The following is a 25277-nucleotide window of genomic DNA, read 5'->3' on the forward strand; positions in this document are numbered from 1 at the left end:
TCTCCCTGCATTCAAAGTGTCTCTCGCGCCACTATGCTGTTGCGGGCATGACACGCATTTATTGCTCAACGGTCGTGCGAGTTTGCTCATCGCCCTTTCCGCCACGCCGCCTGTGCCGCTAAAGGACGAAGGGCATGAGCGACACGGCCTCCCCCGTCCCCGCACCCCCTTCCGGATCGCCCCCGCGTCCGGCCGCCCGCCGCGCCGGCGGGATCCTTCGCCGCCTTCTGATGGTCGCGGGCGTGATCCTGTGCGTGTTGGCGATCCTCGCCGCCCTGACCTGGCTGAACCGCCGCGCCGTCACCCGCCAGGTCCTCGTCGGCTGGCTGGAGCGCGAAGGCGTTCCGGCGGACGTGGATATCGAGCGGATCGAAATGGACGGCGTCGTCGCCCGCGTCCGCATCGGCGATCCCCGCAACCCGGACGTGACCATTGAACGGGTCGAGGTCGACTACGCCGTCGGCTCGCCCTGGTCGAAACAGGGCCTCGGCGTGACCCCGACCCGCATCCGCCTGGTCCGGCCCGTGGCGCGCGTCAGCCTGCGCGGGGGAAAGCTCTCCCTGGGCTCGCTCGATCCGCTCGTGAAAAAGTTCACCGGTCGCCCGCCCCAGCCCGACAGTCGCTCGCCGCTGGTGCTGGTCGAGCGCGCGCGTGTCCGGGTCGACACCGACTACGGCCCCGCCAACATCCTCGGCGACGCCCGGGTCGAGGACGGCAAGCTGATGCGGCTGGTCGCGCGCATGCCCGCCACGGCCCTGCGCAGCGGCGACCGGCTCGAGGCCCGGGATCTCGGCGCCACGGTCGATCTGACCACCACCGGCGACCGGGTCGCCCTGCGCCTCACCGCCTCCGCCGCCTCCGCCGCCGTGCCGGGCGCGCAGGGGCAGGGCGTGGCTTTGACCCTGACCGGCGACCTGCCCTATCCGGACCTCAAGACCCGCCGGGGCGACGGCCGCGCCCGTCTCGACCTCGCCCTGACCGCCGATCGGCTCGCCACGGGCGACAGCGCCGCCCGCGGCCTTGACGCCGCCCTGACCTTCGACGGCGCCACCACCGGCTGGATCGAGGCCTTCCGCATCGACGGCCGCACCACCGCCGATCTTCGCGCCGCCAGGCTGGAAGGGGCCGTGGCCGGGCAGGGGGCGCGCCTGCGCCTGACCGACGCCGCCACCCTGCTGAACCGCGACGGCCAGGGCTTCGGCTGGCGCATCGAAGGTCCGGCCGATGTCGCCGCGGCGCGGATCGCCGGCGCGGGTCTTCAGGGCGCGGGCGTGCGCCTGACCGCCCCCCGTCTTCTCGTCGGCGGCCGCGGCGCGGCGATGGAGGCGCAGGGGGCGCTGGCTCTCGCCGCCGACCGCCTGGCCATGGACGACCTGTCCCTGACCGACGCGCGCGGCTCGGTGCAGCTGGACATGATCGCCGACGGCGCGGTGCGGATCGACGCCCGCGGCGGCGTGCGGGCCGCGCGCGGCGCCTGGCCCCTGTTCGGCGCCCCGGCGGGCGACGACATCGCGGAACTGGGCGAGATGAAGCGCGCCCTGGCCGCCTTCGCCGTCGACATTCCCGCCTTCAGCCTGACGACCGGAGACAGCGGCACGCGTCTGACGCTCGACCGTCCCGCGACGCTGACCCCCGCCAACGGCGGCGTCCTGACCCTGCGTCCGGCCGCCACGCCCCTGTTCAGCGCCGGGCGGGGCCAGCAGGGCGGCGGCGCCCTGTCCCTGACCGCCACGCGCGGCAAGGGTCTGCCCGAGGCCGCCTTCGACATTCCCCGCTGGAGCCTGACCCCGTCCGGCTTCACCGCCACGCTGGATGGCCGCGCCGCCCTCGACTTCGACCTCGCCCGGGGCGTCGCCCTGCAGACCCGGGGCGAGCTGACCTCAGCCGGCGGCCGTCTGACCTATGTCGCCGCCGACTGCATCCCCCTGACCATCGAGCGGCTGGAGCTGGATGAAAGCGACATCACCGATGTCTCCGGTCGCTTCTGCCCCTCGGATCGCCCCCTGTTCGCGGTGACCGACGGCGCCTGGCGCGCCGACGGCCTCCTGCGCGAGGTCAAGGCGTCGGCGCCCTTCCTCGCCCTGCAGTTCAATGACGCCGAGGGGACGCTGGCCGCCACCGGCGGGCCGCGCGGGGTCGGCATGGCGGTGCAGGTCGCCCGCGCCACGGTGGTCGACGCCACCACGCCCGCCCGCTTCAATCCGATCACCGCCGCCGGCTCGGCCCGCCTGGAAAATGAAAATTGGACCGGCGCCTTCGATCTGGCCCACGGCGAAACGACGCTGGGTCGCCTGACACTGGCCCACGACGGCAAGGCGGGCGTCGGCGGGCTGACCATCGACGCCCCGTCGCTCACCTTCGCCGAAGGCGGGCTCCAACCCGCCGACCTCAGCCCGCTGGCCGGCGATATCGTCGGCTCGCCCGCGGTCGGCTCCGTCGGCTTCAGCGGCCGCGTCGACTGGCGCGCCGACACGGAAGGGACCAGCTCCGGCCGCCTGACCATCCCGGGTCTCGACTTCACCAGTCCGGCCGGGCCGGTGAAGGGTCTGCGCGGGACCCTGGACTTCACCAGCCTGACGCCGCTGACCGCCACGCCGGGCCAGGCCCTGCACGCGGATCTGCTGGAGTCGGTCGCGCCCCTGACCGACATCGATCTGGTCTTCGGCCTCGACAAGGCGGCCCTGACCATCGAGGGCGGGGATCTCAGCATCGCCGGCGGCACGGTGCGCATCGAACCCCTGTCCGTCCCGCTGGACATCAACCAGGGCTTCACCGGCGTGGTCGTGCTGGAGACCGTCCAGCTGGGCCAGATCGTCAGCGACGCCGGGTTCGGCGACAAGGTCAGCCTCGACGCCGTCGTCTCCGGCCGCCTGCCGTTCAGCTGGAACCCCACCGACGGCGTCCGCATCGTCGGCGGCAGCCTGGAGGCGATCCAGCCCGGCCGTCTGTCCATTCCCCGCTCGTCCCTGACGGGGCTGGAGGCCCAGGGCGGCGGCGAGGCCCTGCCGCCCAACACCGTGCAGGACCTGGCCTATCAGGCCATGGAGAACCTGGCCTTCGACATCCTGTCCGCCCAGGTGAACAGCCTGGACCGGGGCCGTCTCGGCGTCCTGTTCCGCATCCGGGGCCGTCACGACCCGCCCCAGCGGCAGGAGCTGCGCATTCCCATGGCCGAGTTCATCAGCCGCGAATTCCTGAATCACGAGCTGCCCCTGCCGTCCAACACCGGCATCGACCTGACGCTCGAAACCTCGGTGAACCTGAACGAACTGGTCAGCGATCTCATGAAACTGGACCGCGCCCGCAACGGCCAGGTCGACGAAGACGAGCCGGAGGAACAGCCTAGGCCTTGATCGAGCCGCCTTCGCCGTTCAGAACCCATTCACCCTCGGTCGCGTTAGATCGCCGCGGATCAATCGGAGAGTCCTCATGACCCGGACGAAGTCGCGCAGAACCGTCGCCTTGCTCGGCTTGGCCGCCATGGCCGTGGGCGCGGCCGCCTGCACCCCGACCGTCCGCCTGCAGGTCGATCCGATCACGATCAACGCCAAGCTGGATGCGGATATCCGCGTCCGCCTCGACCGGGAGCTTCAGAACCTCCTGGCCGAAAACCCGAACCTGTTCTGATGGGAAGGTCCGTTCAGATGTCATTCCGCAAAGTCTTCGTCATGGTCGCCGCCGTCGCGGCCCTCGGCGTCGCCGCGGGCGCGGCGTTCGCCCAGACCTCGCAGCAGAAGTCGATGATCGACGCCGCCAAGTCCGCCGGCACGGTGGGCGAGCAGGCTGACGGCTTCGTCGGCTTCCGCGTCCCGTCGTCCGACGCCGCCCTGACCGCCGCGGTCCAGGCCACCAACGCCGGCCGTCGTCAGGCCTATGCCGCCTCGGCCGCCCAGGCCGGCGGCGGCGCCACCGCCGCCGACGCCGGGACCCGCATGTTCGAGACCCAGCTCCTGCCGCGCATCAGCTCGGGCCAGTGGTACCGCAACGCCCAGGGCCAGTGGGTCCAGCGCTGACCTGAAGGCGGACCATGCTCCGCCTTCTCCGTAACCTGCTGATCGCCATCGTTCTGACCGCCGTCTCCGTTTACGGGGTGGCGGTCAGTTGGCGTCTGATCGGCGGCGGCGACCTGTCGGTGCACGGCTGGATCGCCCTGTTCATCGGCGTCTTCGGGACCGTCGCCCTCGCCTGGGGTCTGATGGCTCTGGCCTTCCGTTCGGATCGCGAGGGCTGGGACGACCGGGTCGGTGACACATCGGACGATCCCGACAAGCCTTGAGCCGGCCGCCGCGTCGGGCGATACGACGCTCATGACCGAAGCCGCCCCCCCGTCGTCTGTCCCTTCCTCCATCACCTATTCCGGCTATCTGGCCCTCGACGACCTGCTGGCGGCCCAGCATCCGCTGTCGGACCAGCATGACGAGATGCTGTTCGTCATCATCCACCAGACCAAGGAACTGTGGCTCAAGCAGATCTTGCACGAGGTCGCCCTGGCCCAGTCGCTGGTCCGCGTTGGCGACCTCGTCCCGGCCTACAAGAGCCTGGCTCGCGTCAGCCGCATCCAGTCGGTCATGACCATGAGCTGGGATATCCTGGCCACCATGACCCCCGCCGACTATCTGCGCTTCCGCGGCGTGCTCGGCTCCTCCTCGGGCTTCCAGAGCGACCAGTTCCGCCGCTTCGAGGCCATGCTGGGCCTCAAGGACGACCGCTTCCTGCGCTTCCATGAGGACCGGCCCGACGCCCACGCCGCGCTCAAGGCCGCGCTCGACGCGCCCAGCCTCTATGACGACGCCCTGTCCCAGCTCGCCGTCGCCGGCCTGCCGGTCCCGGTCGAGGTCCTGAACCGCGACGTGTCCAGGCCCTATGAGCCGTCCGAGGCGGTCGAGGCCGCCTGGCTGGAGGTTTATCGCGACACCGAGCGCTGGTGGCCCTTCTACCAGCTGGCCGAAAAGCTGGTGGACCTGGACGACGCCCTGCTGACCTGGCGGCACAAGCACGTCGTCACGGTCGAGCGGATCATCGGCCGTCGCCGCGGCACCGGCGGCACCGATGGCGTCGGCTACCTGACCGAAACCCTGCAGCGCCGCTGCTTCCCCGAGCTCTGGTCGTTGCGCACCAAGCTGTGATCGGGCTCTGACGATCCCGTGTAAACGGCGTTAGGCGGAAACCTTCGCCGCAGGCGCACGCTTTACAGGTCTCTCCCCGGAGGACCGCATGAGCAACGCCAACCGCCACGACATCCAGGTTCTCAACGGCCTGATCCGCGTCGTCATCGACAGCGCCGACGGCTACCACGACGCCCTGGACAACACCGCCGACGCTGGCCACCGCGACCTGTTCGCCCGTCGCGAGGCCGAACGGCGCGCCGTCGCCGACGCCCTGTCCTCCGACGTCCGCGCCCTGGGCGGCGAGCCCGACGCCGACGGCTCCATCCTCGCCAAGGCCCAGCGCGCCTTCACCGATATCAAACACGCCCTGCTGCGCGACGAACTGACCGTGGTCGGCGCCGTCGAAGGCGCCGAGGACCATGTCCGCTCGCAGTTCGAAAAGGCGCTCGCGGACTCCCACATCTCTGCCACCACCCGCGAGACCATCCGCCGCGCCTGGGACCAGGTCCGCGCCGGCCACGACGAGATCAGCGGCCTCAAGCACAGCCTCGAAGGCCAGCGCGACGCCAACAGCCGGCTGTTCCCGCAGTAACGGCCGTGGGGCGGCGCGGGCCCTTGGTCGAGGCTAGGGGCTGAAAGTGATTAGTGGTTAGGGATTAGTGGGTGGCCTCGACCACGGTCGGTGCAGAGCGAGACCCGCCCGTTCTCCCGCGAACCACTAATCACTAATCACTTTCCGGCAGACCGCCCGCCCCACCGAGCTCCGTCCGTCCGGCATGAAAAAGGCCCCGGCGTTTCCACCGGGGCCTTCGTCATTCTGTTCTCGTGGAGACGCTTATGCGTCTTCGCCCGGGGTCTCGGCCTTGCCGGTTTCCGGAACGGCGACCTTGGGGGCGCGCACGGTTTGCTTCTCGGCGATACGGGCCGACTTACCGCGACGGTCGCGCAGGTAGTACAGCTTGGCGCGCCGAACGACGCCGCGGCGCTTCACTTCGATCGACTCGATGTTCGGCGACAGGATCGGGAAGACGCGCTCGACGCCCTCGCCGAAGGAAATCTTGCGGACGGTGAAGTTCTCGTTCACGCCGCCGCCGGCGCGGGCGATGCAGACGCCTTCGAAGGCCTGGACGCGCTCGCGCTCGCCTTCCTTGATCTTCACGTTGACGCGCAGGGTGTCGCCCGGCTGGAAGTCGGGGATCGCGCGGGTTTCGATCAGACGGGCCTTCTCTTCGGCCGCCAGGGTCTGAAGGATGTTCATTCTATTCTCCTCGAGCTTTTGCGCTCTTTAGCTGTGAATTGGCGGGGCGAACCCCGCGGGTAACCTCAGTCCTTCGCGGTGTGGGCGGCCCAAAGGTCGGGTCGCCGTTCCCGCGTCGTGATCTCCCGCTGCTCCTGACGCCACTGAGCGACCTTTTTATGGTCGCCCGACACCAGGACCTCCGGGATCTCCAGCCCCTCGAACGTCCGCGGTCGCGTGTACTGCGGATGCTCCAGAAGCCCGTCCTCGAAGCTCTCGGAACTCAGGCTTTCGGCCTGGCCCAGAACGCCGGGGATCAGTCTTACGCACGCCTCGATCGCGACCATCGCCGCCGCCTCGCCACCGGCGAGAACCGCGTCTCCGACCGAGACCTCCTCGAACCCGCGCGCGTCCAGCACGCGCTGATCCACCCCCTCGAAACGACCGCAAAGCACGACGATTCCGTCCGCCTTGGCCCATTCCTTGACGCGCGCCTGGGTCAGGGGCCGACCCCGGGCGCTCATGTACAAAAGCGGCCGCTGCGGTCCGGAAAGGCTATCGACAGCCCGGGCCACCACGTCCGCTTTGAGCACGGCTCCCGGGCCGCCACCCGCGGGGGTGTCGTCCAGGAAGCCGCGCCTATCGTCGGAGAACGCCCGAATGTCAAGCGTTTCCAGGCTCCACAGCCCCCGCTCGCGCCACGCCGTCCCGATCAGCGACACGCCGAGCGGCCCCGGAAACGCTTCCGGAAACATGGTCAGGACGGTGGCGGTGAAGGGCGGGCGGGCGGTCATGGCGGCGCCCTATACCTCATCCGCGCTCAAGCAGCGAGCGGCCGCGCCGCGAGCGCTAGCGCCCAAAACCGCGCTCAAGCAGCGAGCGACCGCGCCGCGAGCGCTAGCGCCCCAAGACGCGCTCAAGCAGCGAGGCGCCGCGCGCCGAGCGTTAGCGCACTCAACAATGTTGCCCGGCCGCCCACCCCGACGACCACGCCCACTGGAAATTATATCCGCCCAGCCAGCCTGTCACATCCGCCGCCTCGCCGATGACGAACAGGCCGGGGACCGCCTTGGCCTCCATCGTCTGCTGGTCCAACCCCTCCGTCGCCACCCCGCCCAGCGTCACCTCGGCGGTGCGATAGCCCTCCGAGCCCACCGGCTTCACCGTCCAGCCGTTCACCGCCTCGTCCAGCCGGCGCAGCACCTTGTCGCCGACCTCGGCCAGCTTGCCCTTCACCCCCTCGCGCTCGCACACGCTCTCGGCCAGGCGGCGCGGCACGATGTGGCCCAGGGCCGTGTGCACCATCTGCTTGCCGTTCTCCTCCTTCGCCGCCTTCAGCTGCGCATAGACGTCCACGTCCGGCGCCATCCGCGCCGTGATCGCCTCCCCCTCGCGCCAGTAGCTCGAGATCTGCAGGATCGACGGCCCTGACAGCCCCCGGTGCGTGAACAGCAGGCCTTCCGCGAACCGCGTCTCCCCCGTTGGCCGCCCCGGCGCCCCGCCGTCCGCCGGCGTGCGGTGCGACACCACCGCCTCGACCGACAGCCCCGCAAGCGGCGCCAGCTTCTCCAGCAGCCCCGGCTCGAACGTCAGCGGAACCAGCGCCGGCCGGGTCTCCGTCACCCTCAGGCCGAACGCCCGCGCCGTGTCATAGGCCCAGCCCGTCGCCCCCATCTTGGGGATCGACTTGCCGCCGGTGGCCAGCACCAGCGACCGGCTGCGCACCACCGATCCGTCCGACAGCGCCGCCTCGAACCCGTCGCCCGACCGCGCCACCCGGTCCACGCCCAGCCCCATCGACAGCACCGCGCCCGCCGCCCGCATGTCGTCCGTCAGCATACGGATGATCTGTTTGGCGCTGTCGTCGCAGAACAGTTGCCCCAGCGTCTTCTCGTGCCAGCCGATGCCCGCCTTATCGACGCGCTTGATGAAGTCGTGCTGCGTGAACCGCTTCAGCGCCGAGGTCGCGAAGCGCGGGTTCTCGCCCAGGAAGTTGGCCGGCCCGGTCCCCAGGTTGGTGAAGTTGCAGCGCCCCCCGCCCGAGATGCGGATCTTCTCGCCCGGCGCCCGCGCATGGTCGATCACGCGCACGGACCGCCCCCGCCGCCCGGCCTCGATGGCGCACATCATCCCGGCCGCGCCGGCGCCGACGATCAGGACGTCAACCGTGTCAGTCATGCCCCCGCCCCTAGCACACATCAGTGTCCCAGCACCCGCCGCCGCAGGGCGAAATACGACCGCATCTCCATCCACAACCGCAGCAGCGCCGTCGCATCGGCCAGCCGCCCCTCATCCATGGCCCGTTCGACCGTCTGCGCCAGCGAGGCGCGCGTCGCCTCCGGATCGTTCCGGTGAAAGGTGAAGGCCATCTCCGCCCGGGGCGCGCACCCGTGCGGTCCGCGCGGCCGATAAACCGCGTCCGCCCGGTCGCATTTGCGCCGCCGCTGCGCCTTCGCCCGCGCCGCCAGCGAGGCGGGATGAAAGCCGTACGCCTCACCCAGCGCCGCGGCGTCCTCGCCCGCCGCATAGCGGTCCAGCGCCTGATCCCAGCGCTCCGGCGTCATCCCGCTCCGGCTCTGGACGAAGACATGCCCGGCCGGCCACCCGCCCTCGGGCCGCCGCCGCCGGTCCACGACCCCCTCCGCCGCCAGCCCTTTCAGCCGTCCCCGCCGGCGCGCCTGCCAGGCGATGGTCCCGACCGCCACCCCATAGGCCTTCGCCAGCCGCCCGCGCGGCTCCCCGGCCGCGTCCCGCGCGAACAGCGCTTCCCACTGGGCTTCGGTGAGCTTGCTGCGGCGGGGCATCAGCGTTCCTCCCCATCGCCCCACGATGGGGAGGGGGACCGCCCGGCCATCGGCCGGGGGGTGGAGGGGGCGGCGCTGTCGGTGGTGATCATCGTCTCCTCCCCCTCATGGGGGAGGGGGACCGCCGAAGGCGGTGGAGGGGGCTGTCCGCCCCGCTCTCGTCTTGCCCGCAGCCGCTCCACCGCCCGCCCGATCCGCACGAAATCCAGCATCCGCCCCTCGGCGGCCGCCCGCCTCGCCTGGGCCTCGGCCCGCGCGATCGACCCATCCAGGTCTTCGAGGTCATAGTCGAAGCCGCATCTCTCCGCCGTGTCCGCCAGCGGCGTGACCGGCGGCGCCTGCCGCCAGCGATAGACGGCGTCCGGCCGGTCCATCTTCCGATACCCCCGGTTCCGCGCCTGCCACGCGACCGCCTCGACGCTCACCCCGTACTCGTGCGCCAGCCCCGCCGCGGTCTCACCGCGGACGTAGCGTTCCAGCAGCGCGACCCAGGTCGGATCGTCGAGTTTCGGTTTTCCAGGGCGTCCGGTGTGCATGCCGGTATTCTACGGCGGGCGCGAACTAGGGCGGGTTCGGGGCGCTGGCGGAGGATTAAATCTGAATCACATCAAAGGCTTAGCGGGTCTGAACGTGATGCTTCAGGTTTTATCTGCGGCACCCCTGGCGGTCAGCCTGACGTCGTCACGAGTTGAAGTTGCCCAAAGTCGTCGGACGAGGGTGCACGGAGCGGCTGGCTTTGGAACAAAAGTCCCGACAACTCTTCGCTCGGTAGAGCAAGGGTGTCGGCGATGTGGTCTCGTGTAATTCGATCTACCCACAATGCGGTTAGGATTTGCGGCCAAACAGTAGACCCTTCAGGAGAGAGTCCGTTTGGTTCGTTTCTCCTGTAACCACGAGACGATATTTCAATGTTAAAAGTTCTATTCTGCCAGTCACTGATTACGCCCATCTTGTGCAGACGATAATTCAGCGCGGCGACAGAAACTCCCCACCGACGTTTGGCGTGAATTAGTTCATCCAGGGCCGTCACATAACGAATGCGGCTGGAAATATCGTCATTTGGCATCAAAAAATGCGAGGCAAATTGATCCGCTTCGGATTCAGCCTGTCTGCTATCCTGAGGCGTACCGTGTCGGTGCATAACTAAATGCCCCAGCTCATGTGCCGCATCAAAACGGCTCCGTTCAGTCGACTTGAACGTGTTCAGGAATACATAAGGCTGATTACTTCTCCAGCATGAAAACGCATCGACGTTGTGCGTGTCTTCGCTGAGGGAAAAGACGCGCACACCCTTTGACTCCAGCAGTCGCACCATACTGCTAATGGGTTGCTGTCCGAGCCCCCAATGTGATCGGACAAAGTACGCGGCTGCTTCGGGAGAAGCATCGGCGCCTAGAACCGGAACGTCCGCTTCTGGCAGGTTGAAGCGGTCTACGATCCAATCCGAAAAAAGATACGCGATTGAACCTGCCGCCAAAGCGGCGTCTCGTTCCCTAGCAGTCATGGAGCTCAAACTGCGAAAGCTGGCTGCCTGTGCTGGCAGATCGTCTATGTCCGCACCAGAAAAGAACGCTAGGGGGTAGTTTAGGGCCTGGGCCAGCGCATTAAGTGTCGCAGGTTCTGGCTCGTTTGCGCCATTTTCCAACCGAGAGATCGTAATCGGTGACACACCTACAGCCTCAGCCAAAGCACGGGCCGTCATTTTCCGCCGCTTCCGGGCGAGCAGTAGGCGTCGATTGTTGAACATATAGGCCGTCAAGTTTTCCGCGAAACGGGCACCTCAAACTCCATCGGGGGAACATCGTCAACCAGCGGGTCGGGTACGTCCCAATCGCCGCGCTGCAGAAGCAAAATGCGCTCGTGAAACCCGTCGAACTGCTCGTCAACGATGGCCCGAGGACAAGAGAACTCCGCCCGGACATCGTCACCGTCGGCGTACACGAAAAGGCACCAGGTTGGGGCGTTAATCTCAGCGATCTCTCGTTCTCTGATCATCGGGAACAGTTCGTACTGTCCCGACTCCACAGCTCTGGCCGAGCCCGCCCCTTTTTTCGAAGCCGCCACCGGGTCCGCTACGGGATCTCCCGCATGGTCGGCATTCTGGAAGATGACCTTGATCTTGGCAGATGGATTAAAAATCGACTCGATATTCTCGCGGCGGCAGATCTCCCAGCCCTGCGGCACGAAGACGCGCCGCAGGTGTGCAGTTCCTGCGATCCAAGAGAGTAGCCCACCAGCACTGGCCGGATGGAAGCCTGTGGCAGTTCGCCGGGCGCCAACTGCGGTGCGAACCACGTCGAGTAATTCGGTCCTCGAAAGACCAAGTTCCTCAAGTCGATTACCGACCTGGGCTTCTTCGGAAAGCACAACCATCATCGAATCTCGTGTTAATTTTTATCGCCTCATACGAGGCTAATTTTCTTAACACGTCAAGCGGTGGAGGAATGCCTGTTTGGCCAGCCGCTGAGGATGCTGTGGAGCATTCCAAACGGTGCCTTGCTATGCCGACGCGGCGGCGATCATCGCTCCGCCTATGTCGAACCCAGCAGCTTGCAGCCGTTGAACGAGTTTCGGCACAGCCTCGCGAACATGGCCATTGAACTCGATCCGAAGGATTCCGTCCGTGTCAGACGGTCGTTCAAGAGCACCCTTCTGCAGGATGGCCATTTTATCCCGCCCCAGCGCTGCCATAACCATTCCCATTTCTAGGAGTACGTTTTGTCTCGCGCGGGGCTTTCGGTCGGCTTCTGTCTCGTTCTGGGAGTAACCATAGTCGTCAGGAGTAAGCAGCACGATACCGAATGCTGCCTCTTGGTAGATGTTTTTCTCCAAGGCTTCGATAATCGTGTTTCCTCCACCATCGTTGTTCTGGAGGATAAAAGGATCCAGGCCGAGCCGATGAAGAACAAGCTCCAGCTGATCACGGGCGTCACGGTCGTGTCCATGGACAACAAAGATTCTGCCGTTCGGCGTATTCTCTGGCATCACGACTCCGCCAACCAAGATGGTGTCGACGGCGGCCTGAAACTCCTCCGGCTTCGTGCCTTGGTACAGCATGGTGCCTTTACCGGGCCACCAGTTCACCACTTCGCCCGACTTTGAACGGAAGCTGTGTCCATTCGGAATGTCGCGCCATTCACCGGTCCGTCCGGTCGCATCGACGGCGGCTTTTAGCTCTTCGAATGAGCCGTGAAATTTCGGCATGTTCAACCTCTAAGCCAGTTTGGCCCTGACGAGTACGCTACTCGCAGAGCAGTCTGACGCAGCGCCCCTAATGCGCCTCGTCCCAGTTCCCCGCCGCCCGCGCATCCACCACCAGCGGCACGCTCAGCGCCACCGCCGGCAGGGCCGCCCCCTCCATCACCCGCTTGATCTCCACGATCGCCCGATCAGCGAGCTCCGACGGCGCCTCGAACACCAGTTCGTCGTGGACCTGCAGCAGCATCTTCACCTGTGACAGGCCGGCCGCCTCCAGGGCCGCGGGCATGCGCATCATGGCGCGGCGGATGATGTCGGCCGCGGCGCCCTGGATGGGGGCGTTGATGGCGGCGCGTTCGCCGAACTGGCGCTCGGCGCCCGACTTGGAATGGATGGCCGGGATGTGGATGCGGCGGCCGAAGACGGTCGAGACCATGCCCGTCTCGCGCACCTGGGCCTTCGTCGCGTCCATGTAGGCGCGGATGCCGGGGAAGCGCTCGAAATAGGTCTTGATGTAGGCGCCGGCCTCGCCCTGGTCGATGCCCAGCTGGGCGGCCAGGCCGAAGGCCGAAATGCCGTAGACGATGCCGAAATTGATCGCCTTGGCGCGGCGGCGGGTCTCGGGGTCCATCTGGTCCAGCGGCACGTTGAACATCTCGCTGGCCGTGGCCGCGTGGATGTCGAGGCCCGCCTTGAAGGCGCGCTTCAGCTCGGGGATGTCGCCGATATGGGCCAGCAGGCGCAGTTCGATCTGGCTGTAGTCGGCGCTGATCAGCACATTGCCCGGGCCGGCGATGAAGGCCTGGCGGATCTGGCGGCCGGTGGCCGTGCGGATCGGGATGTTCTGCAGATTGGGGTCGCTGGAGGCCAGGCGGCCGGTGGTGGCGGCGGCCAGCTGGTACGATGTGTGGACGCGGTCGGTCGTGTCGTCGGCGGCCTCGATCAGGGCGTCGGTGTAGGTGCCCTTCAGCTTGCTGAGCTGGCGCCAGTCCAGCAGGACGCGGGGCAGTTCGTGGGTGAGGGCGAGGGTTTCGAGGGTGGCGGCGCCGGTCTCCCACTGGCCGCTGGCGGTCTTCTTGCCGCCGGGCAGTTGCATGTCGCCGAACAGGATGTCGCCGATCTGGCGCGGGCTGCCGACGTTGAACGGGCGGCCGGCCAAGTCATGGGCCTTGGTCTCCAGCTCGGCCATGCGCATGCCGAACTCGCTCGAGAGCGAGCGCAGGCGGACCGGGTCGACGCGCACGCCCTCGCGCTCCATGCCCGCCAGGGTCTCGGGCATGCCGCGTTCCAGGGTCTCATAGACGGTGACCAGGCCCTGTTCCGCCAGCCGCGGCTTGAGGATGCGCCACAGGCGCAGCGTCACGTCGGCGTCCTCGGCGGCGTAGCCGGTGGCCGGTTTCAACTCGACATGCTTGAACGACTTCTGGCTCTTGCCCGTGCCCGCCACGGTCTTGAACGGGATCGGGTCGTGCCCCAGATGCAGGCGGGACAGCTCGTCCATGCCGTGGCCGTGCAGTCCGCCTTCGAGGACGTAGGAGATCAGCATGGTGTCGTCATAGGGGGCCACGCGGACGCCGCGCTGGGCCATGACGGCGAGATCGTATTTGATGTTCTGGCCGACTTTGAGAACCGCCGGGTTCTCCAGCAAAGCTTTCAAACGGCTCAGCGCCGTCGGCTTGTCGATCTGTTTCAGGGGCTCGCGGGCGTCGCCGCCGTCGCCGAAGTCCAGCCCGCCGCCGCCCGCCTGGGGCTCATGTTCATGGGTCAGGGGCACATAGCAGGCGTCGTTGGGCCCGATGGCCAGGGAGACGCCGCACAGGCCGGCGTGGGTGGCGCTCAGGGCGTCGGTCTCGGTGTCGAAGCCGACGAGGCCGGCCTGTTCGGCCCGCGCGATCCAGGCGTCCAGCTCTTCGATCGTCTGTACACAGACATAGGCGTCGTGATCGAAGGTCTGGACCGCCACGTCGGTCGAGACCGCCTGCGGGGCGTAGCGCGGCGAGATGACCGGAGCGGTCAGCGGCTTGGGCCGAGCGGCGAAGGCCGAGCCCTCCTTGGCGGCCGCCTTGCCGTCGCCGACGCGATTGCGAAGCGAGCGGAACTCCATCTTGTCCAGGAACTCGGCCAGCATGACCGGATCGGGGTCGCGGACGGCGAAGTCGTCGATCGGCTCGGGCGCCGGGGCGTCGCAGGTCAGCTTGACCAGTTCGCGGCTGAGCCGGATCTGGTCGGCGAAATTGATCAGGGTCTCGCGCCGCTTGGGCTGCTTGATCTCGCCGGCGCGGGCCAGCAGGGTGTCCAGGTCGCCGTACTCGTCCAGCAGCTGGGCCGCCGTCTTGGGGCCGATGCCCGGCGCGCCCGGAACGTTGTCGACGCTGTCCCCGATCAGGGCCTGCAGGTCGATCATCTTCTCCGGGCCGACGCCGAACTTCTCGAACACCTCCGGCTCGGCCAGCCGGCGGTCCTTCATCGGGTCCCACATGACCACGGACGGGCCGATCAGCTGCATCAGGTCCTTGTCGGATGACACGATAACCGCCTCGCCCCCCGCATCCCGCGCCCGGCAGGCGTAGGTGGCGATGAGGTCGTCGGCCTCATAGCCGGGCAGCTCGACGCAGTGCACGCCGAACGCCGCCGTGGCCTCGCGCACCAGCGGGAACTGCGGGACCAGATCCTCGGGCGCCGGCGGCCGGTGGGCCTTGTACTGGTCGTACAGGGTGTTGCGGAACGTCTTCTCCGAATGGTCGAAGATGGCCACCAGATGGGTCGGACCGTCCGCGCCCTTCATGTCCTGCAGCAGCTTCCACAGCATGTTGCAGTAGCCCTGCACCGCCCCGACGGGCAGGCCGTCCGACTTGCGGGTCAGGGGCGGCAGGGCGTGATAGGCGCGGAAGATGTAGGCCGAGGCGTCGATCATCCAGAGGCGCAGCGGCGGGCCGTCCTGGGTCAGGGGGCGGGGGGCGGTCTCGGGCGTGGCGTCGGTCATGGCGCGAACATAGGCAAGGCGGGTTCTGACGTCACCTGACGAACGGCCCTGTCGTGTTGACCATGGGACCGACGAGCGTCCAACCTCGCACACCGGAGGTCGCCCGATGTTCCCTTCCAGCCTTCTTCTGTCCCTCGTCCTTTCGACGCAGGCCGCGCCGCAGGACCAGCTCTATCCGCTGGTGCGACTGGACAATCACCTGCCGCCCATCACCGACGACAGCCGGTCGTATGAGCAGGCGCGCGACTTCGTCCAGCGGGGCGGGCAGGATGATCTGTCCTGGACGCCGCCCCAGATCGAGATGACGGCGCACGAGGACATGTCGCGCACGTCGCTCTCCCTCGCGTTCAACTGGATCCATCTGGACTCGGGCGACGGCCGGCGGCCGGTCTGGTTCGCGCGGCTCCGGGCGATGAGTTACGCGGGGACGATCGAGCGCTTCGCCGATTCCCGGACCTGCCCGGGGGTGGAGGACTCGCTTCGACAGCTCGACGCCCTGGCGGCGATCGAGCCGCGCGTGCCGCCCCTGCCCGCGCCGTCAGGGTCAGACGATGTGGTGGATTCGCTAGGCGGCTATCTGCATGACAACACCTACGGAATCCGCCTGAGGGGCCTGTTCAGTGGCGCCCGCTACAGCGATCGGCTGCAGGTCACCGGCGGTTCGACGGCCCCGTTCGCGCCCATCATCGTGGACAGCCTTGACCGGCTGCTGCCGTGCTGGACTGAAACACCGCCGCCGCGCGCCTGATCAGGAGATCCAGGTGTCTTCGCAGGACACCACCGTCCAGCCGGCGAAGCCGGAGAGGACGCGGCAGACCCCGCCGCGCCCGTTCAGCGGGCCGTGCAGGACGCCGGTTTCGACCAGGGCGCCCTCCCCGCTGTAGGCGGGGCGCTTGAACGAGACCCACTGGACGCGATCGCCGGGCCCGCGGGGCGTGTTCGGATCGAAGGTCGAGGGGAAGCTGACGCCGTACTGGCTCCAGTCGCAGCGCGGGGCCCAGTCCGATCCTTCCGCGTCCAGCCAAACGGGCGGCGGGCGGTTGTCGGTGGCGTTGAAGCGATAGTGCTCCTTGGCCACCGCCGCGATGACGGCGCAGTCGTTCTGGTTCGTCGCCTGCCCTGGGCCGTTGGGAACGGACGTCGCCGGCGCAGCGCAGGCCGTCAGGGCGAAGGCGGCGATCAGGACGGCGGCGGCGCGCATGGCGGCTCCTGTTAAGAACGCAGGCCGGTGATCGTGCGGTTGGGCGCGATGTCCTCGGCCGAGGTGATCAGGTGAACGACGGCGGGGCGGCCCGCGTTCCGGGCGGCCTCCAGCGCGGCGGGGAAGTCCTCGGTCGTCTCGCAACGGACGCCGAAGGCGCCGAAGGCCTCGGCGTACTTCACGAAGTCGGGGTTCTTCAGGTCGGTGGCGATGACCCGCTGGGCGCCCGGATAGTGGGTTTCCTGGTGCATGCGGATGGTGCCGTAGGTGCCGTTGTCGACGATCACGACCACGGCGTTGATGCCGTACTGGACCGCCGTGGCGATCTCCTGCCCGGTCATCAGATAGTCGCCGTCGCCGGCGATGCAGATGACGTCCGTGTCCGGATGGACGCTCTTGGCCGCCAGCGCCGCGGGATAGCCGTAGCCCATGGCGCCCGAGGTCGGGGCCAGCTGGGTGCGGCAGGCGCGGTGGCGATAGAAGCGGTGCAGCCAGGCGGCGAAATTCCCAGCCCCGTTGGTGACGATGGCGTCTGGCGGCAGGACCTCGCCCAGGTGCGCCATGCACTCGCTCATGTTGACCGCGCCGCCGACGGGCACGGGCGTGGAGAAGGCCTGATAGTCGGCGTGGGCGGTCTCGGCCTCCGCGGTCCAGGTCCGGCCCGGATCGATGGAGGACAGGGCCAGCGCGGCCAGCGAGTTGTCGGCCGTGGCGCTGAGCAGCGGCGTCCAGACGCGGCCCAGCTCCTCTGCGCCCGGATGGATGTGGATCAGGGTGTCCGCCGTCCGGGCGCGGTCCAGCAGGGTGTAGCCCTGGGTCGGGTTCTCGCCGAGCCGGGCGCCGACGGCGATGATCAAGTCCGCCCCCTTGGCGCGGGCGGTCAGCTTCGGATTGCAGCCCAGTCCCAGGTCGCCCGCGTAATTGGTCCGGTCATTGGACAGGATGTCCTTGCGGCGGAACGACAGGGCGACCGGCAGGCCGATCCGCTCGGCCCAGTCGCCGATGGCGGCGGCGGCCTCGGTGGTCCAGCCGGAGCCGCCCAGCACCAGCAGGGGCCGTTCGGCCTTGGCCAGACGGGCGCGGACCTGTTCGACGAAGGCCGGATCCAGCGCCGCCTTGGCGGGCGTCACGGCGCGGGCGGGGGCGGGGCCGCCGTCCTCATGCAGGATGTCCTCGGGCAGGGCGATGACCACCGGCCCCATCCGGCCCTGCAGGGCGGTGGCGAAGGCGCGCTCGACCACCTCGACGGTGCGTTGCGGGCTCTCGATTTCGGTCGCCCATTTGGCCAGTCCGCCGAACACCTCGCGGTAGTCGACCTCCTGGAAGGCGCCGCGGCCGCGGTCAGTCAGGGCGATCTGGCCGACGAACAGGATCATCGGGGTGGAGTCCTGATGCGCCGTGTGCACCCCGATCGAGGCGTGGGTCGCGCCCGGCCCGCGCGTGACCATGCAGACGCCCGGCTTGCCGGTCAGCTTGCCGTAGGCCTCGGCCATGTTGGCGGCGCCCGCCTCGTGGCGGCAGGCGATGACCTGGATCCGATCGCGCACGTCGGCCAGCGCGTCCAGCACCGCCAGATAGCTTTCGCCCGGCACGCAGAAGACGCGGTCCACTCCGTTCACAACCAGGGTTTCGACGAGGCGGCGGGCGGCGGTGTTCGCGGGCTGGGTCATGGTCTGCGACCTAGCAGATCAACCCGGACCTTGGCCATGCAACCCCACGGCCACGCTTGCGTTCACTGTAAAGGTTCAATGTCACCGGGGATCACCCAATGAAGAAGATCATCACCCTCACCCTCGTCGCCGCGGCCCTGGCCGTGTCGGCCTGCAACACCATCTCGGGCGTCGGCCGCGATGTTCAGGCCGCCGGCAACGCCGTCACCTCGGGCGCCGAGCAGGCCAAGAACTAGAGCCTTCGCTCTCGAAGATATGAAGGGCCCGCCGGTCGATCCGGCGGGCCTTTTCATTGCCCGCTCCCCGCTTCTGTGGCCTGACTTGGCCGTCGCACTTCAGCGGACGCACGGAGGCAGGACCATGGGACTTCTCGATGACGTGGCGGGCGGACTGGGCAAGGACGCGGGCGGCGGGCTGGCCGATCTGCTGAAGGGACAGGGCGGGGTCGCGGGACTGGCCGAGAAGTTCGGCCAGAACGGCCTGGGCGACGTGGTCGGATCGTGGATCGGCAAGAGCGCCAACGCCGGCATCTCGCCGGAACAGATCGCCGGCGTTCTGGGATCGGGGCCCATCGGCGATTTCGCCGCCAAACTGGGCATTTCGCCGGAACAGGCCAGCGAGACCCTGGCGGGCCTGCTGCCCGAGGCCATCGACCGGTTGACGCCGGGCGGCTCCGTCGATGGAGCGGGCGACCTGCTAGACAAGCTGCCCGGCGGCCTCGGCGACATGATCGGCGGCTTCCTGAAGCGCTAGACTGAAGCGGAGTTGAGCGGGACGCGGTCCGGCTCAACCCGGATTTCAGTAGACCACGCCGGTCAGATACAGGCCTTCGGACGGCGCCACCGGCCCGCAGGCGTTGCGGTCGCGCGCCTCAAGCGCCTTGGCCACGTCCTCGACCGCCCAGCGGCCCAGGCCGACCTCGGCCAGGGTCCCGGTCATCGACCGCACCTGCCGGTGCAGGAAACTGCGCGCCTCGAACACCAGATGCACCTCTTCGCCCACGCGGGTGACGCGGGCCACGTCCAGGGTCTTCTCCGGCGACTTCGACTGGCAGTTCACGTCCCGGAAGGTGGTGAAGTCGTGCAGGCCGACCAGCGCCTGCGCCGCCGCGTGCATGGCCTCGGCGTCCAGCGGCTTCTTCATGTGCCAGACCCGCCCCAGATCCAGCGCCGGCCGGCCCGGCCGGTTCAGGATGCGATACAGGTAGCGCCGCCCGGTGGCCGAGAAGCGGGCGTGCCAGTCGTCGTCCACCCCGACGCAGTCCAGCACCGACACCTCTTCCTCGATCAGGTGGGCGTTCATGGCGTTCATGACCGTGTGCTCGGGCCAGGCCTTGTCCAGGTCGAAGCTGACCACCTGGCCGGTCGCATGCACGCCGGTGTCCGTCCGGCCGGCGGCGGCGAGGCGCAGCGTCTGGCCCGAGAAGGCCTTGATCGCGGCCTCCAGCGCGCCCTGCACGGTCGGCTGGCCGGGCTGGGCCTGGAAGCCGTTGTAGCCCGAGCCGTCGTATTCGACCGTGAGCCGGTAGCGGGGCATCAGGCGAGGACGCTTCCGGCGGGCAGGTTGAAGCCGCGCAGCATCTCATCGGCCGCCTGCGCCGCCTTGCCTTCGCGCTGGACCCGGATCAGCCGCACCGCGCCCTCGCCGCAGGCCACGTTCAGGCCCTCGCCGTCCAGCACCTCGCCGGGGGCCGCCCCGCCCCGCGGGCTGACGGTCGAGAGCAGGGCCTTGATCCGCACCGGGCCGTCGGCGCCCGGGGCCTCGAACCAGGCGCCGGGGAAGGGCGACAGGCCGCGGATATGGGCGTCCACCTCGGCGGCGGGACGCGACCAGTCGATGCGGGCCTCCGCGGGGGTGATCTTGCGGGCGTAGGTCGGTTCTCCGGCCTGTTCGGTCCCGGCCGCGCCGCCGCGTTCGATGGCCGCCAGGGCGCGGGGCCACAGGCTGGCGCCGGTGTGGGACATGCGTTCCGACAGGGTGGCGGCGGTGTCGTCGGCGCGGATGTCGAGGATTTCGGACAGCAGGATCGCGCCCTCGTCCAGACCCTCGGACATGCGCATGATCTGGACGCCGGTCTGCTTGTCTCCGGCCATAATGGCGCGCTGGATCGGCGCCGCGCCGCGCCAGCGGGGCAGCAGCGAGCCGTGCAGGTTGAAGCAGCCCAGACGCGGCGCCTCCAGCACCTCGGTCTTCAGGATCTGGCCGTAGGCGACGACGCAGGCGGCGTCGATGTCCAGGCTGACGAAGTCGGCGATAGCCTCGGGCGCCTTCATCGAGGCGGGAGTGAAGACCGGCAGCCCCATGGTCTCGGCGAAGGCATGGACCGGGGAGGGGGTCAGCTTCTGGCCGCGCCCGCGCGGCTTGGGCGGCTGGGAATAGACGGCCACGACCTCATGGCCGCTGGCGATCAGCTCGGCCAGCGACGGCACGGCGAAGTCGGGGGTGCCCATGAAGGCGAGGCGCATGGCGACCGATCCAGTCAGTAGAAGCGGCGGCTCTAGCAGAAACCGTGCTCAAGGCGCGAGCGATAGGACGACCTGGGACTTCAGTCCCAGCGCGTGAACACCCCGCCGCCCTCGTCCCACTCGCCGCCCGCGTCCAGCGCGTCGTCGAAGTCGAGCAGACGGTCCAGCAGGACGCCCGCGATCACGCCCACGGCGGCGACGCCGATCAGGGTGACGACCGAGGCCACGCCGACCTTCTCGTTGCGGGTCAGGCGGCGACGGCCGCGCGGGTCGATGATGCGGTCGCGGTTGCGCTTGATACGGGCCATCAGGCGGCGAGCCTCGCGGCCTTCTTCACCTTGGCGACGGCGCGCTCGCGCTTCAGCCGCGACAGGTGATCGATGAACAGGACGCCCTCGAGGTGGTCCATCTCGTGCTGGATGCAGACGGCGAACAGGCCCTCGGCCTCTTCCTCGACCGTCTCGCCAGCGTAGTTCAGATAGGTCAGGCGCACGCGGGCGGGGCGTTCGACGGCGTCGTAATACTCCGGCACCGACAGGCAGCCCTCCTCATAGGTGAACAGCTCTTCCGACGACCAGGTGATCTCGGGGTTCACGAAGTAGCGGGGATTGCGGCGCTCGGCCTCCCACGTCTCACGCTCTTCCTGGCTCATCGTCGCCGGATCGACGTCGTCGGCGTCGCCGCCCTTGTCGTTCAGGTCCATGACGATGACGCGGCGGGTGTCGCCGATCTGCACGGCGGCCAGGCCGATGCCCGGCGCGGCGTACATGGTGTCCAGCATGTCGTCCATCAGGCCGCGCAGCTCATCCGTCACCGGTCCTTCGACCGGCGTGGAGATTTGCTTCAGCACCGACAGGTCGGCGGGGTTGTCGATGGTCAGGATGCGACGGACGGCCATGCCCGCGAGGTAGGCGCGCAGGGCCGAAAGGTCAAGATTTCCGACGGTTTCGAAGGGTTATCCGGCCGCGTTGTCGGCCACTGGCAGGGGGCGCGGCTTCCGGTCCTGGTCGATGGCGACATAGGTGAAGACGCCTTCGGTCACGCGCATGGACTCGGCGTGGGCGTGGTTGCGCGGGCGCTTCCAGGCCTCGACATGGACTCGGATCGACGTTCGACCTGTCTTGACCACCCGGGCGTAGATCGAAACCTCGTCGCCGACCGAGACCGGCTGGTGGAAGACCATGCCGTCGATGGCGATGGTGGCGCAGCGGCCTTGCGCCAGTTCGAACGCGGGCGTGGCGCCGGCCAGGTCCATCTGGGCCAGCAGCCAGCCGCCGAAGATGTCGCCTTCCGGATTGGTGTCGGCGGGCATGGCGATCACCCGGCCGACGGGCTGGCCGGTGGGACGGGTCGGCAGATCAGGGTGGCTCAAGGTTCGGCTCCGGGCCTCAGGGCAGGCTCATATCCGCCGCCCGCCGGGGAACCGCAAGCGGTCAGGCGCCGGTGGAGGGCGACGCCGACAGGCCCATGCGGACCAGGGCCGAAAGACTGGCGGCCTGCATCTTGTCCATGACCTTGGAGCGGAAGATTTCCACGGTGCGCGGGCTGATCGACAGCAGCAGGGCGATCTCCTTGTTCGACTGGCCCACGATCAGGGCGTCGAACACCTGGTGCTCGCGCGGGGTCAGGGTGGCCAGCTTGCGGTCGACCTCCAGCCGCTGCTCCTGCCGGGCCGAGATGTGATCCAGCTGGTCCAGCGCGCCCTTGACCGTCTCGATCATGCGGGTCGGATCGAAGGGCTTTTCGATGAAGTCGATGACTCCGGCCTTCATCAGATGCACCGCCATCGGCACGTCGGCGTGGCCGGTGAAGACGATGACCGGCCAGATGCGGTCGGTCATCTCGCCGAGGCGGCGGACCACCTCGCCGCCGTCCATGCCCGGCATGCGGATGTCGGTGATCACGCAGGCCGAGCGGTCTTCCGGCAGGTTGGCGAAGAAGTCGGCGCCGCTGGCGAAACCCCGGGCCCGCACGCCTTCGGCGCGCAGCAGGTGCAGCAGGGAATCGCGGACCGCCGCGTCATCGTCGATCACGAACACCGAATGCCGGATGTTGCTCATGCCTCTTCAGTCTCCTGCGGCAGCTCGATCGAGAACGCGGCGCCGCCCAGATCGCTGCGGCCGACGGCCAGGGCGCCGCCGTGGCTTTCGACGATGGTGCGGGTGACGGACAGGCCCAGGCCCATGCCTGACGACTTGGTCGTGGTCATCGGACGGAAGACGTTCTCGATATCGTCCCCGGGGATGCCGGGCCCGCTGTCTTCAACCGTCAACCGATATCCTCCGTCGTCCAAGGACTGGCCGCGGATCACCACAACGGGTTGCGCCTGATCCGCCACCGCCTCTGCGGCGTTGCGGACCAGGTTGATCATGGCCTGTTGAAACTGGATACGCTCGGCCCGCACGATATCGTCAAAATCACTGACGTCTGTGCGAATCTCGACCCCTCTATCGCGAGCAATAAGGGCAAAAGCTGGGCCCAGATCCTCGATCATGGAAGAAATTCTCTCGCTCTGCAGCCGGCGGGTGCCGGTGATCAGCATATCCCGCATGCGTCGGATAATGCTCCCGGCCCGGAGCACCTGTCCCTTGGCCAGATCCAGGGTGCGCGCGGCGCTCTGGCCGATCAGTCCGGCCCGCTCGATGTCGCGTTGGCTGGCCTGCATGTAGGTGGTGGCGGCGCTCAGCGGTTGATTGAGCTCATGCGCGAGGGTGGCGGCCATTTCGCCCAGCGAGTTCAGGCGCCAGACGCGGTTCAGTTGGATGTCCAGGTCGCGGGCCCGCTCGGTGGCCATTTCCGCCTCAGTCAGGTCGGTGATGCAGACGGCGGCGTAGTCCTCTTCCGAGGCCATGGGCATGACGCCCATCTGCAGGCTCAGGATCAGGGGGCGACCGTCGGGACGACGGCCGATCCAGTGGCCGGTCGGCGCTTCCAGCGGACCGTTGGAGGCCTTGCCGTCCAGCCGTTGCAGGTCGAAGCCGTGCACCAGTTCCCCGAACGACCGGTCGGCGGTCTCGACGCTGTCGATCCCGAACAGGCTGGCGGCGGCCGGGGTCAGGCGGCGAATCTGACCCTCGCGACCCAGGATGACCACCGGCACGGTGGCCAGCACCGTATCCAACACGGCGTTGCGGCCCGCCAGCGTGCGGGTCAGCTCCATGGAGCGGCGGTGCATGCGGCGCTGGGCCCAGCAGATCTCGGCCACCAGCCAGCCCACGACCACGAACAGGACGGCGTTGACCAGGGTGTCGATCAGGCTCTCGCGGTTCACCACCAGAACGTTGCCTGCGATCGACAGGGCTATAGCCAGGGCGGTCGGCGCGCGGCGCGCCAGCATGGCGGTGACGACCACCGCCGGCACCAGCGGCAGATAGTAGAAATGGCCGAAGAGCTCGAGCACGGCTCTCAGGGCGAAACAGGCCAGCACGGCCCCGATCGCCAGCAGATAGGCTCGCCATCCCCGGTAGGACCGGGTGGTCGCCATGGAGAACAGAATCTCCGACGCCGAGCGCTTGCCTGTCACATCGTGCAGATCGAGTCCGGTGATCGGATCGATCCCTCCCTCTGCCGGAACCTCTGTTCCGCTGGAGTCAGGCATAACAACAATCCGTATAGGGGAAAATACGTATATGGCCCGCTTCCGTGCGAAAGCGGACGCCTGTGGCGTTCGGGGAAACCCTCGGATGGATTTTTGGGCGCCGAACGGCGCAGCCGCCGCGGGACAGACCTTTCTTTGAAGGGTCCGCGCGGTCTCGGCAAGCAATTCTCAAGTCGGTTAAGGATCAATCAAAGTAAACAGGGGCTACGTAATCCTACGTATTCGTACGGTTTTGTACGTACTCTTGAGTTTACGAAGAATATTAGCGTTACCCGGATTATGCCCCAAACAAACCGGGGTAAGAATGTCCTCCTTCGATCTTCAAGTTGTGCGCCGGACCGGCGCCTTCTTCACAGCGGCTTTCGCGGCTGTCCTGTTCGTCGCCGGCCCCGCCGCGGCCGATCCTGAATTCAGCGGCCAGGTCGGCGTGGCCAGCGAATACATCGGCAAGGGCCTCGGAAAGAGCAACGGCGAGATCGCCTGGTCGGGCGAGTTCGAGGTCGCCCAGGGCGCCTTCCACGCCAGTGTATTCGCCTCGACCGCCGAGCTGTCGCAGGGGTCCGACGCCGAAGTCATCACGACTGTGGGTTGGGCGCCGGAAGCTCTCGGTTTCGAGTTCGACTTCGCCGTCCTTAACCGTGACCTGCCCGGAACGGCGGCGAACGTGGATTCCAACTACTGGGAATATCAGGCGGATGTGTCGCGCAGCATCGGTCCGGTCAGCGGCCGTTTTCGCGTGAACTACACCCCGGACGGCTTCGCCGGCACCAAGGAAGCCTGGTGGGTCGAAACCCAGGCCGCCTACAAGATCGCCTCCAAGACCAAGGCCTCGGCCGCCGTCGCCACCCGCCGCGCCCACGGCGGCGCCGACTACACCGCCTGGAACGTCGGCGTGAAGCAGAAGCTGACCGACGCCGTCTCGGCCGACCTCCGTTGGTACGACACCGATGAGCATGACCTGGGCGAGCCCTACGAGGGCCGACTGGTCGGCGCTCTCACCTTCGCATTCTGAT

28 protein-coding genes are annotated in these 25277 nt (G+C 68.1%); 10 read left to right on the top strand and 18 right to left on the bottom strand.

The features are described from left to right. Positions 1-134 precede the first annotated feature (134 nt). The 6 genes from AC1RRF_RS11075 to AC1RRF_RS11100 all read left to right on the top strand — a co-directional run bounded on the left by AC1RRF_RS11075 (position 135) and on the right by AC1RRF_RS11100 (position 5700). Positions 135-3353 (top strand): intermembrane phospholipid transport protein YdbH family protein, encoded by a 3219-nt coding sequence (locus tag AC1RRF_RS11075; protein WP_492834491.1) that lies wholly within the window; start codon positions 135-137, stop codon positions 3351-3353. A 76-nt stretch (positions 3354-3429) separates the two neighbouring features. After that, entirely contained in the window at positions 3430-3627 is a 198-nt protein-coding gene (locus AC1RRF_RS11080) for a YnbE family lipoprotein (protein ID WP_291834103.1), read from the top strand. A gap of 17 nt (positions 3628-3644) precedes the next feature. Next, positions 3645-4013: a DUF1318 domain-containing protein gene (locus tag AC1RRF_RS11085; RefSeq protein ID WP_492834492.1), complete on the top strand. Its 369-nt coding sequence runs from the start codon at positions 3645-3647 to the stop codon at positions 4011-4013. Between the two features lie 14 nt (positions 4014-4027). Beyond that, a complete protein-coding gene (locus AC1RRF_RS11090; RefSeq protein ID WP_492834493.1) occupies positions 4028-4276 on the top strand; it encodes a hypothetical protein in 249 nt (82 codons plus the stop codon). Positions 4277-4307: 31 nt separating this feature from the next. Further along, a complete protein-coding gene (locus AC1RRF_RS11095) occupies positions 4308-5126 on the top strand; it encodes a tryptophan 2,3-dioxygenase (RefSeq protein ID WP_492834494.1) in 819 nt (272 codons plus the stop codon). 88 nt (positions 5127-5214) lie between these two features. After that, entirely contained in the window at positions 5215-5700 is a 486-nt protein-coding gene (locus AC1RRF_RS11100) for a PA2169 family four-helix-bundle protein (protein ID WP_492834495.1), read from the top strand. Between the two features lie 243 nt (positions 5701-5943). Here AC1RRF_RS11100 and rplS read toward each other — a convergent pair whose 3' ends face one another. From rplS to polA, 9 genes are all read right to left on the bottom strand, one after another. Further along, positions 5944-6366: a 50S ribosomal protein L19 gene (gene rplS, locus AC1RRF_RS11105; protein WP_291834086.1), complete on the bottom strand. Its 423-nt coding sequence runs from the start codon at positions 6364-6366 to the stop codon at positions 5944-5946. Positions 6367-6431: 65 nt separating this feature from the next. Then, the gene (trmD, locus tag AC1RRF_RS11110) at positions 6432-7139 is read right to left on the bottom strand and encodes a tRNA (guanosine(37)-N1)-methyltransferase TrmD (RefSeq protein ID WP_492311983.1); all 708 of its coding nucleotides are present in this window, start codon (positions 7137-7139) and stop codon (positions 6432-6434) included. A gap of 160 nt (positions 7140-7299) precedes the next feature. Then, entirely contained in the window at positions 7300-8523 is a 1224-nt protein-coding gene (locus AC1RRF_RS11115) for a BaiN/RdsA family NAD(P)/FAD-dependent oxidoreductase (protein WP_492834496.1), read from the bottom strand. 20 nt (positions 8524-8543) lie between these two features. After that, entirely contained in the window at positions 8544-9149 is a 606-nt protein-coding gene (locus AC1RRF_RS11120; protein ID WP_492834497.1) for a hypothetical protein, read from the bottom strand. Continuing rightward, positions 9149-9685: a hypothetical protein gene (locus AC1RRF_RS11125; protein WP_492834498.1), complete on the bottom strand. Its 537-nt coding sequence runs from the start codon at positions 9683-9685 to the stop codon at positions 9149-9151. Before AC1RRF_RS11125 ends, AC1RRF_RS11120 begins: the two co-directional genes overlap by 1 nt. A 131-nt stretch (positions 9686-9816) precedes the next feature. Further along, positions 9817-10896, bottom strand: coding sequence for a helix-turn-helix domain-containing protein (locus AC1RRF_RS11130; protein WP_492834803.1), 1080 nt, complete (start codon positions 10894-10896; stop codon positions 9817-9819). A gap of 8 nt (positions 10897-10904) precedes the next feature. Further along, positions 10905-11525 carry a hypothetical protein gene (locus tag AC1RRF_RS11135; protein ID WP_492834499.1) on the bottom strand — a complete coding sequence of 207 codons (621 nt, stop codon included), beginning with the start codon at positions 11523-11525 and terminating at the stop codon, positions 10905-10907. Between the two features lie 123 nt (positions 11526-11648). After that, positions 11649-12353, bottom strand: a complete 705-nt coding sequence (locus AC1RRF_RS11140; protein WP_492834500.1) for a TIR domain-containing protein — start codon at positions 12351-12353, stop codon at positions 11649-11651. Between the two features lie 67 nt (positions 12354-12420). Next, positions 12421-15330 carry a DNA polymerase I gene (gene polA, locus AC1RRF_RS11145; RefSeq protein ID WP_492834501.1) on the bottom strand — a complete coding sequence of 970 codons (2910 nt, stop codon included), beginning with the start codon at positions 15328-15330 and terminating at the stop codon, positions 12421-12423. Positions 15331-15436: 106 nt separating this feature from the next. Between polA and AC1RRF_RS11150 the strand changes: the two genes are divergently transcribed. After that, positions 15437-16078, top strand: a complete 642-nt coding sequence (locus tag AC1RRF_RS11150; RefSeq protein WP_492834502.1) for a hypothetical protein — start codon at positions 15437-15439, stop codon at positions 16076-16078. Here AC1RRF_RS11150 and AC1RRF_RS11155 read toward each other — a convergent pair whose 3' ends face one another. Next, the gene (locus AC1RRF_RS11155) at positions 16079-16531 is read right to left on the bottom strand and encodes a hypothetical protein (RefSeq protein ID WP_492834503.1); all 453 of its coding nucleotides are present in this window, start codon (positions 16529-16531) and stop codon (positions 16079-16081) included. It abuts the gene before it with no gap. Positions 16532-16542: 11 nt separating this feature from the next. After that, positions 16543-18201 carry a thiamine pyrophosphate-binding protein gene (locus AC1RRF_RS11160; RefSeq protein WP_492834504.1) on the bottom strand — a complete coding sequence of 553 codons (1659 nt, stop codon included), beginning with the start codon at positions 18199-18201 and terminating at the stop codon, positions 16543-16545. A gap of 98 nt (positions 18202-18299) precedes the next feature. On the opposite strand from AC1RRF_RS11160, the gene AC1RRF_RS11165 reads away from it, so the two are divergent. Together AC1RRF_RS11165 and AC1RRF_RS11170 are read left to right on the top strand one after the other, a co-directional pair. Then, the gene (locus tag AC1RRF_RS11165) at positions 18300-18437 is read left to right on the top strand and encodes an entericidin A/B family lipoprotein (protein ID WP_492834505.1); all 138 of its coding nucleotides are present in this window, start codon (positions 18300-18302) and stop codon (positions 18435-18437) included. Positions 18438-18561: 124 nt separating this feature from the next. Next, positions 18562-18954: a YidB family protein gene (locus AC1RRF_RS11170; RefSeq protein ID WP_492311995.1), complete on the top strand. Its 393-nt coding sequence runs from the start codon at positions 18562-18564 to the stop codon at positions 18952-18954. Between the two features lie 45 nt (positions 18955-18999). Here AC1RRF_RS11170 and truA read toward each other — a convergent pair whose 3' ends face one another. The 7 genes from truA to AC1RRF_RS11205 all read right to left on the bottom strand — a co-directional run bounded on the left by truA (position 19000) and on the right by AC1RRF_RS11205 (position 24264). Next, a complete protein-coding gene (gene truA / locus AC1RRF_RS11175; RefSeq protein ID WP_492311996.1) occupies positions 19000-19737 on the bottom strand; it encodes a tRNA pseudouridine(38-40) synthase TruA in 738 nt (245 codons plus the stop codon). Next, positions 19737-20666: a methionyl-tRNA formyltransferase gene (gene fmt, locus AC1RRF_RS11180; protein ID WP_492834506.1), complete on the bottom strand. Its 930-nt coding sequence runs from the start codon at positions 20664-20666 to the stop codon at positions 19737-19739. The genes truA and fmt overlap by 1 nt, the downstream gene beginning before the upstream one ends. 80 nt (positions 20667-20746) lie before the next feature. Beyond that, positions 20747-20974, bottom strand: a complete 228-nt coding sequence (locus tag AC1RRF_RS11185; RefSeq protein ID WP_492834507.1) for a hypothetical protein — start codon at positions 20972-20974, stop codon at positions 20747-20749. Continuing rightward, entirely contained in the window at positions 20974-21564 is a 591-nt protein-coding gene (gene def, locus AC1RRF_RS11190; protein ID WP_492834508.1) for a peptide deformylase, read from the bottom strand. The genes AC1RRF_RS11185 and def overlap by 1 nt, the downstream gene beginning before the upstream one ends. 57 nt (positions 21565-21621) lie before the next feature. Continuing rightward, the gene (locus AC1RRF_RS11195; protein ID WP_492834805.1) at positions 21622-21978 is read right to left on the bottom strand and encodes an acyl-CoA thioesterase; all 357 of its coding nucleotides are present in this window, start codon (positions 21976-21978) and stop codon (positions 21622-21624) included. 121 nt (positions 21979-22099) lie between these two features. Then, on the bottom strand, positions 22100-22726 hold the full coding sequence (locus AC1RRF_RS11200; RefSeq protein WP_492834509.1) for a response regulator transcription factor: 627 nt from the start codon (positions 22724-22726) through the stop codon (positions 22100-22102). Then, positions 22723-24264 carry a sensor histidine kinase gene (locus AC1RRF_RS11205; RefSeq protein ID WP_492834510.1) on the bottom strand — a complete coding sequence of 514 codons (1542 nt, stop codon included), beginning with the start codon at positions 24262-24264 and terminating at the stop codon, positions 22723-22725. The genes AC1RRF_RS11200 and AC1RRF_RS11205 overlap by 4 nt, the downstream gene beginning before the upstream one ends. A gap of 304 nt (positions 24265-24568) precedes the next feature. Between AC1RRF_RS11205 and AC1RRF_RS11210 the strand changes: the two genes are divergently transcribed. Continuing rightward, positions 24569-25276 carry a TorF family putative porin gene (locus tag AC1RRF_RS11210; RefSeq protein WP_492834511.1) on the top strand — a complete coding sequence of 236 codons (708 nt, stop codon included), beginning with the start codon at positions 24569-24571 and terminating at the stop codon, positions 25274-25276. The last annotated feature ends 1 nt before the right edge of the window (position 25277 follow it).

The sequence above is a fragment of the Brevundimonas sp. GW821-FHT12C05 genome (genome assembly GCF_058807475.1).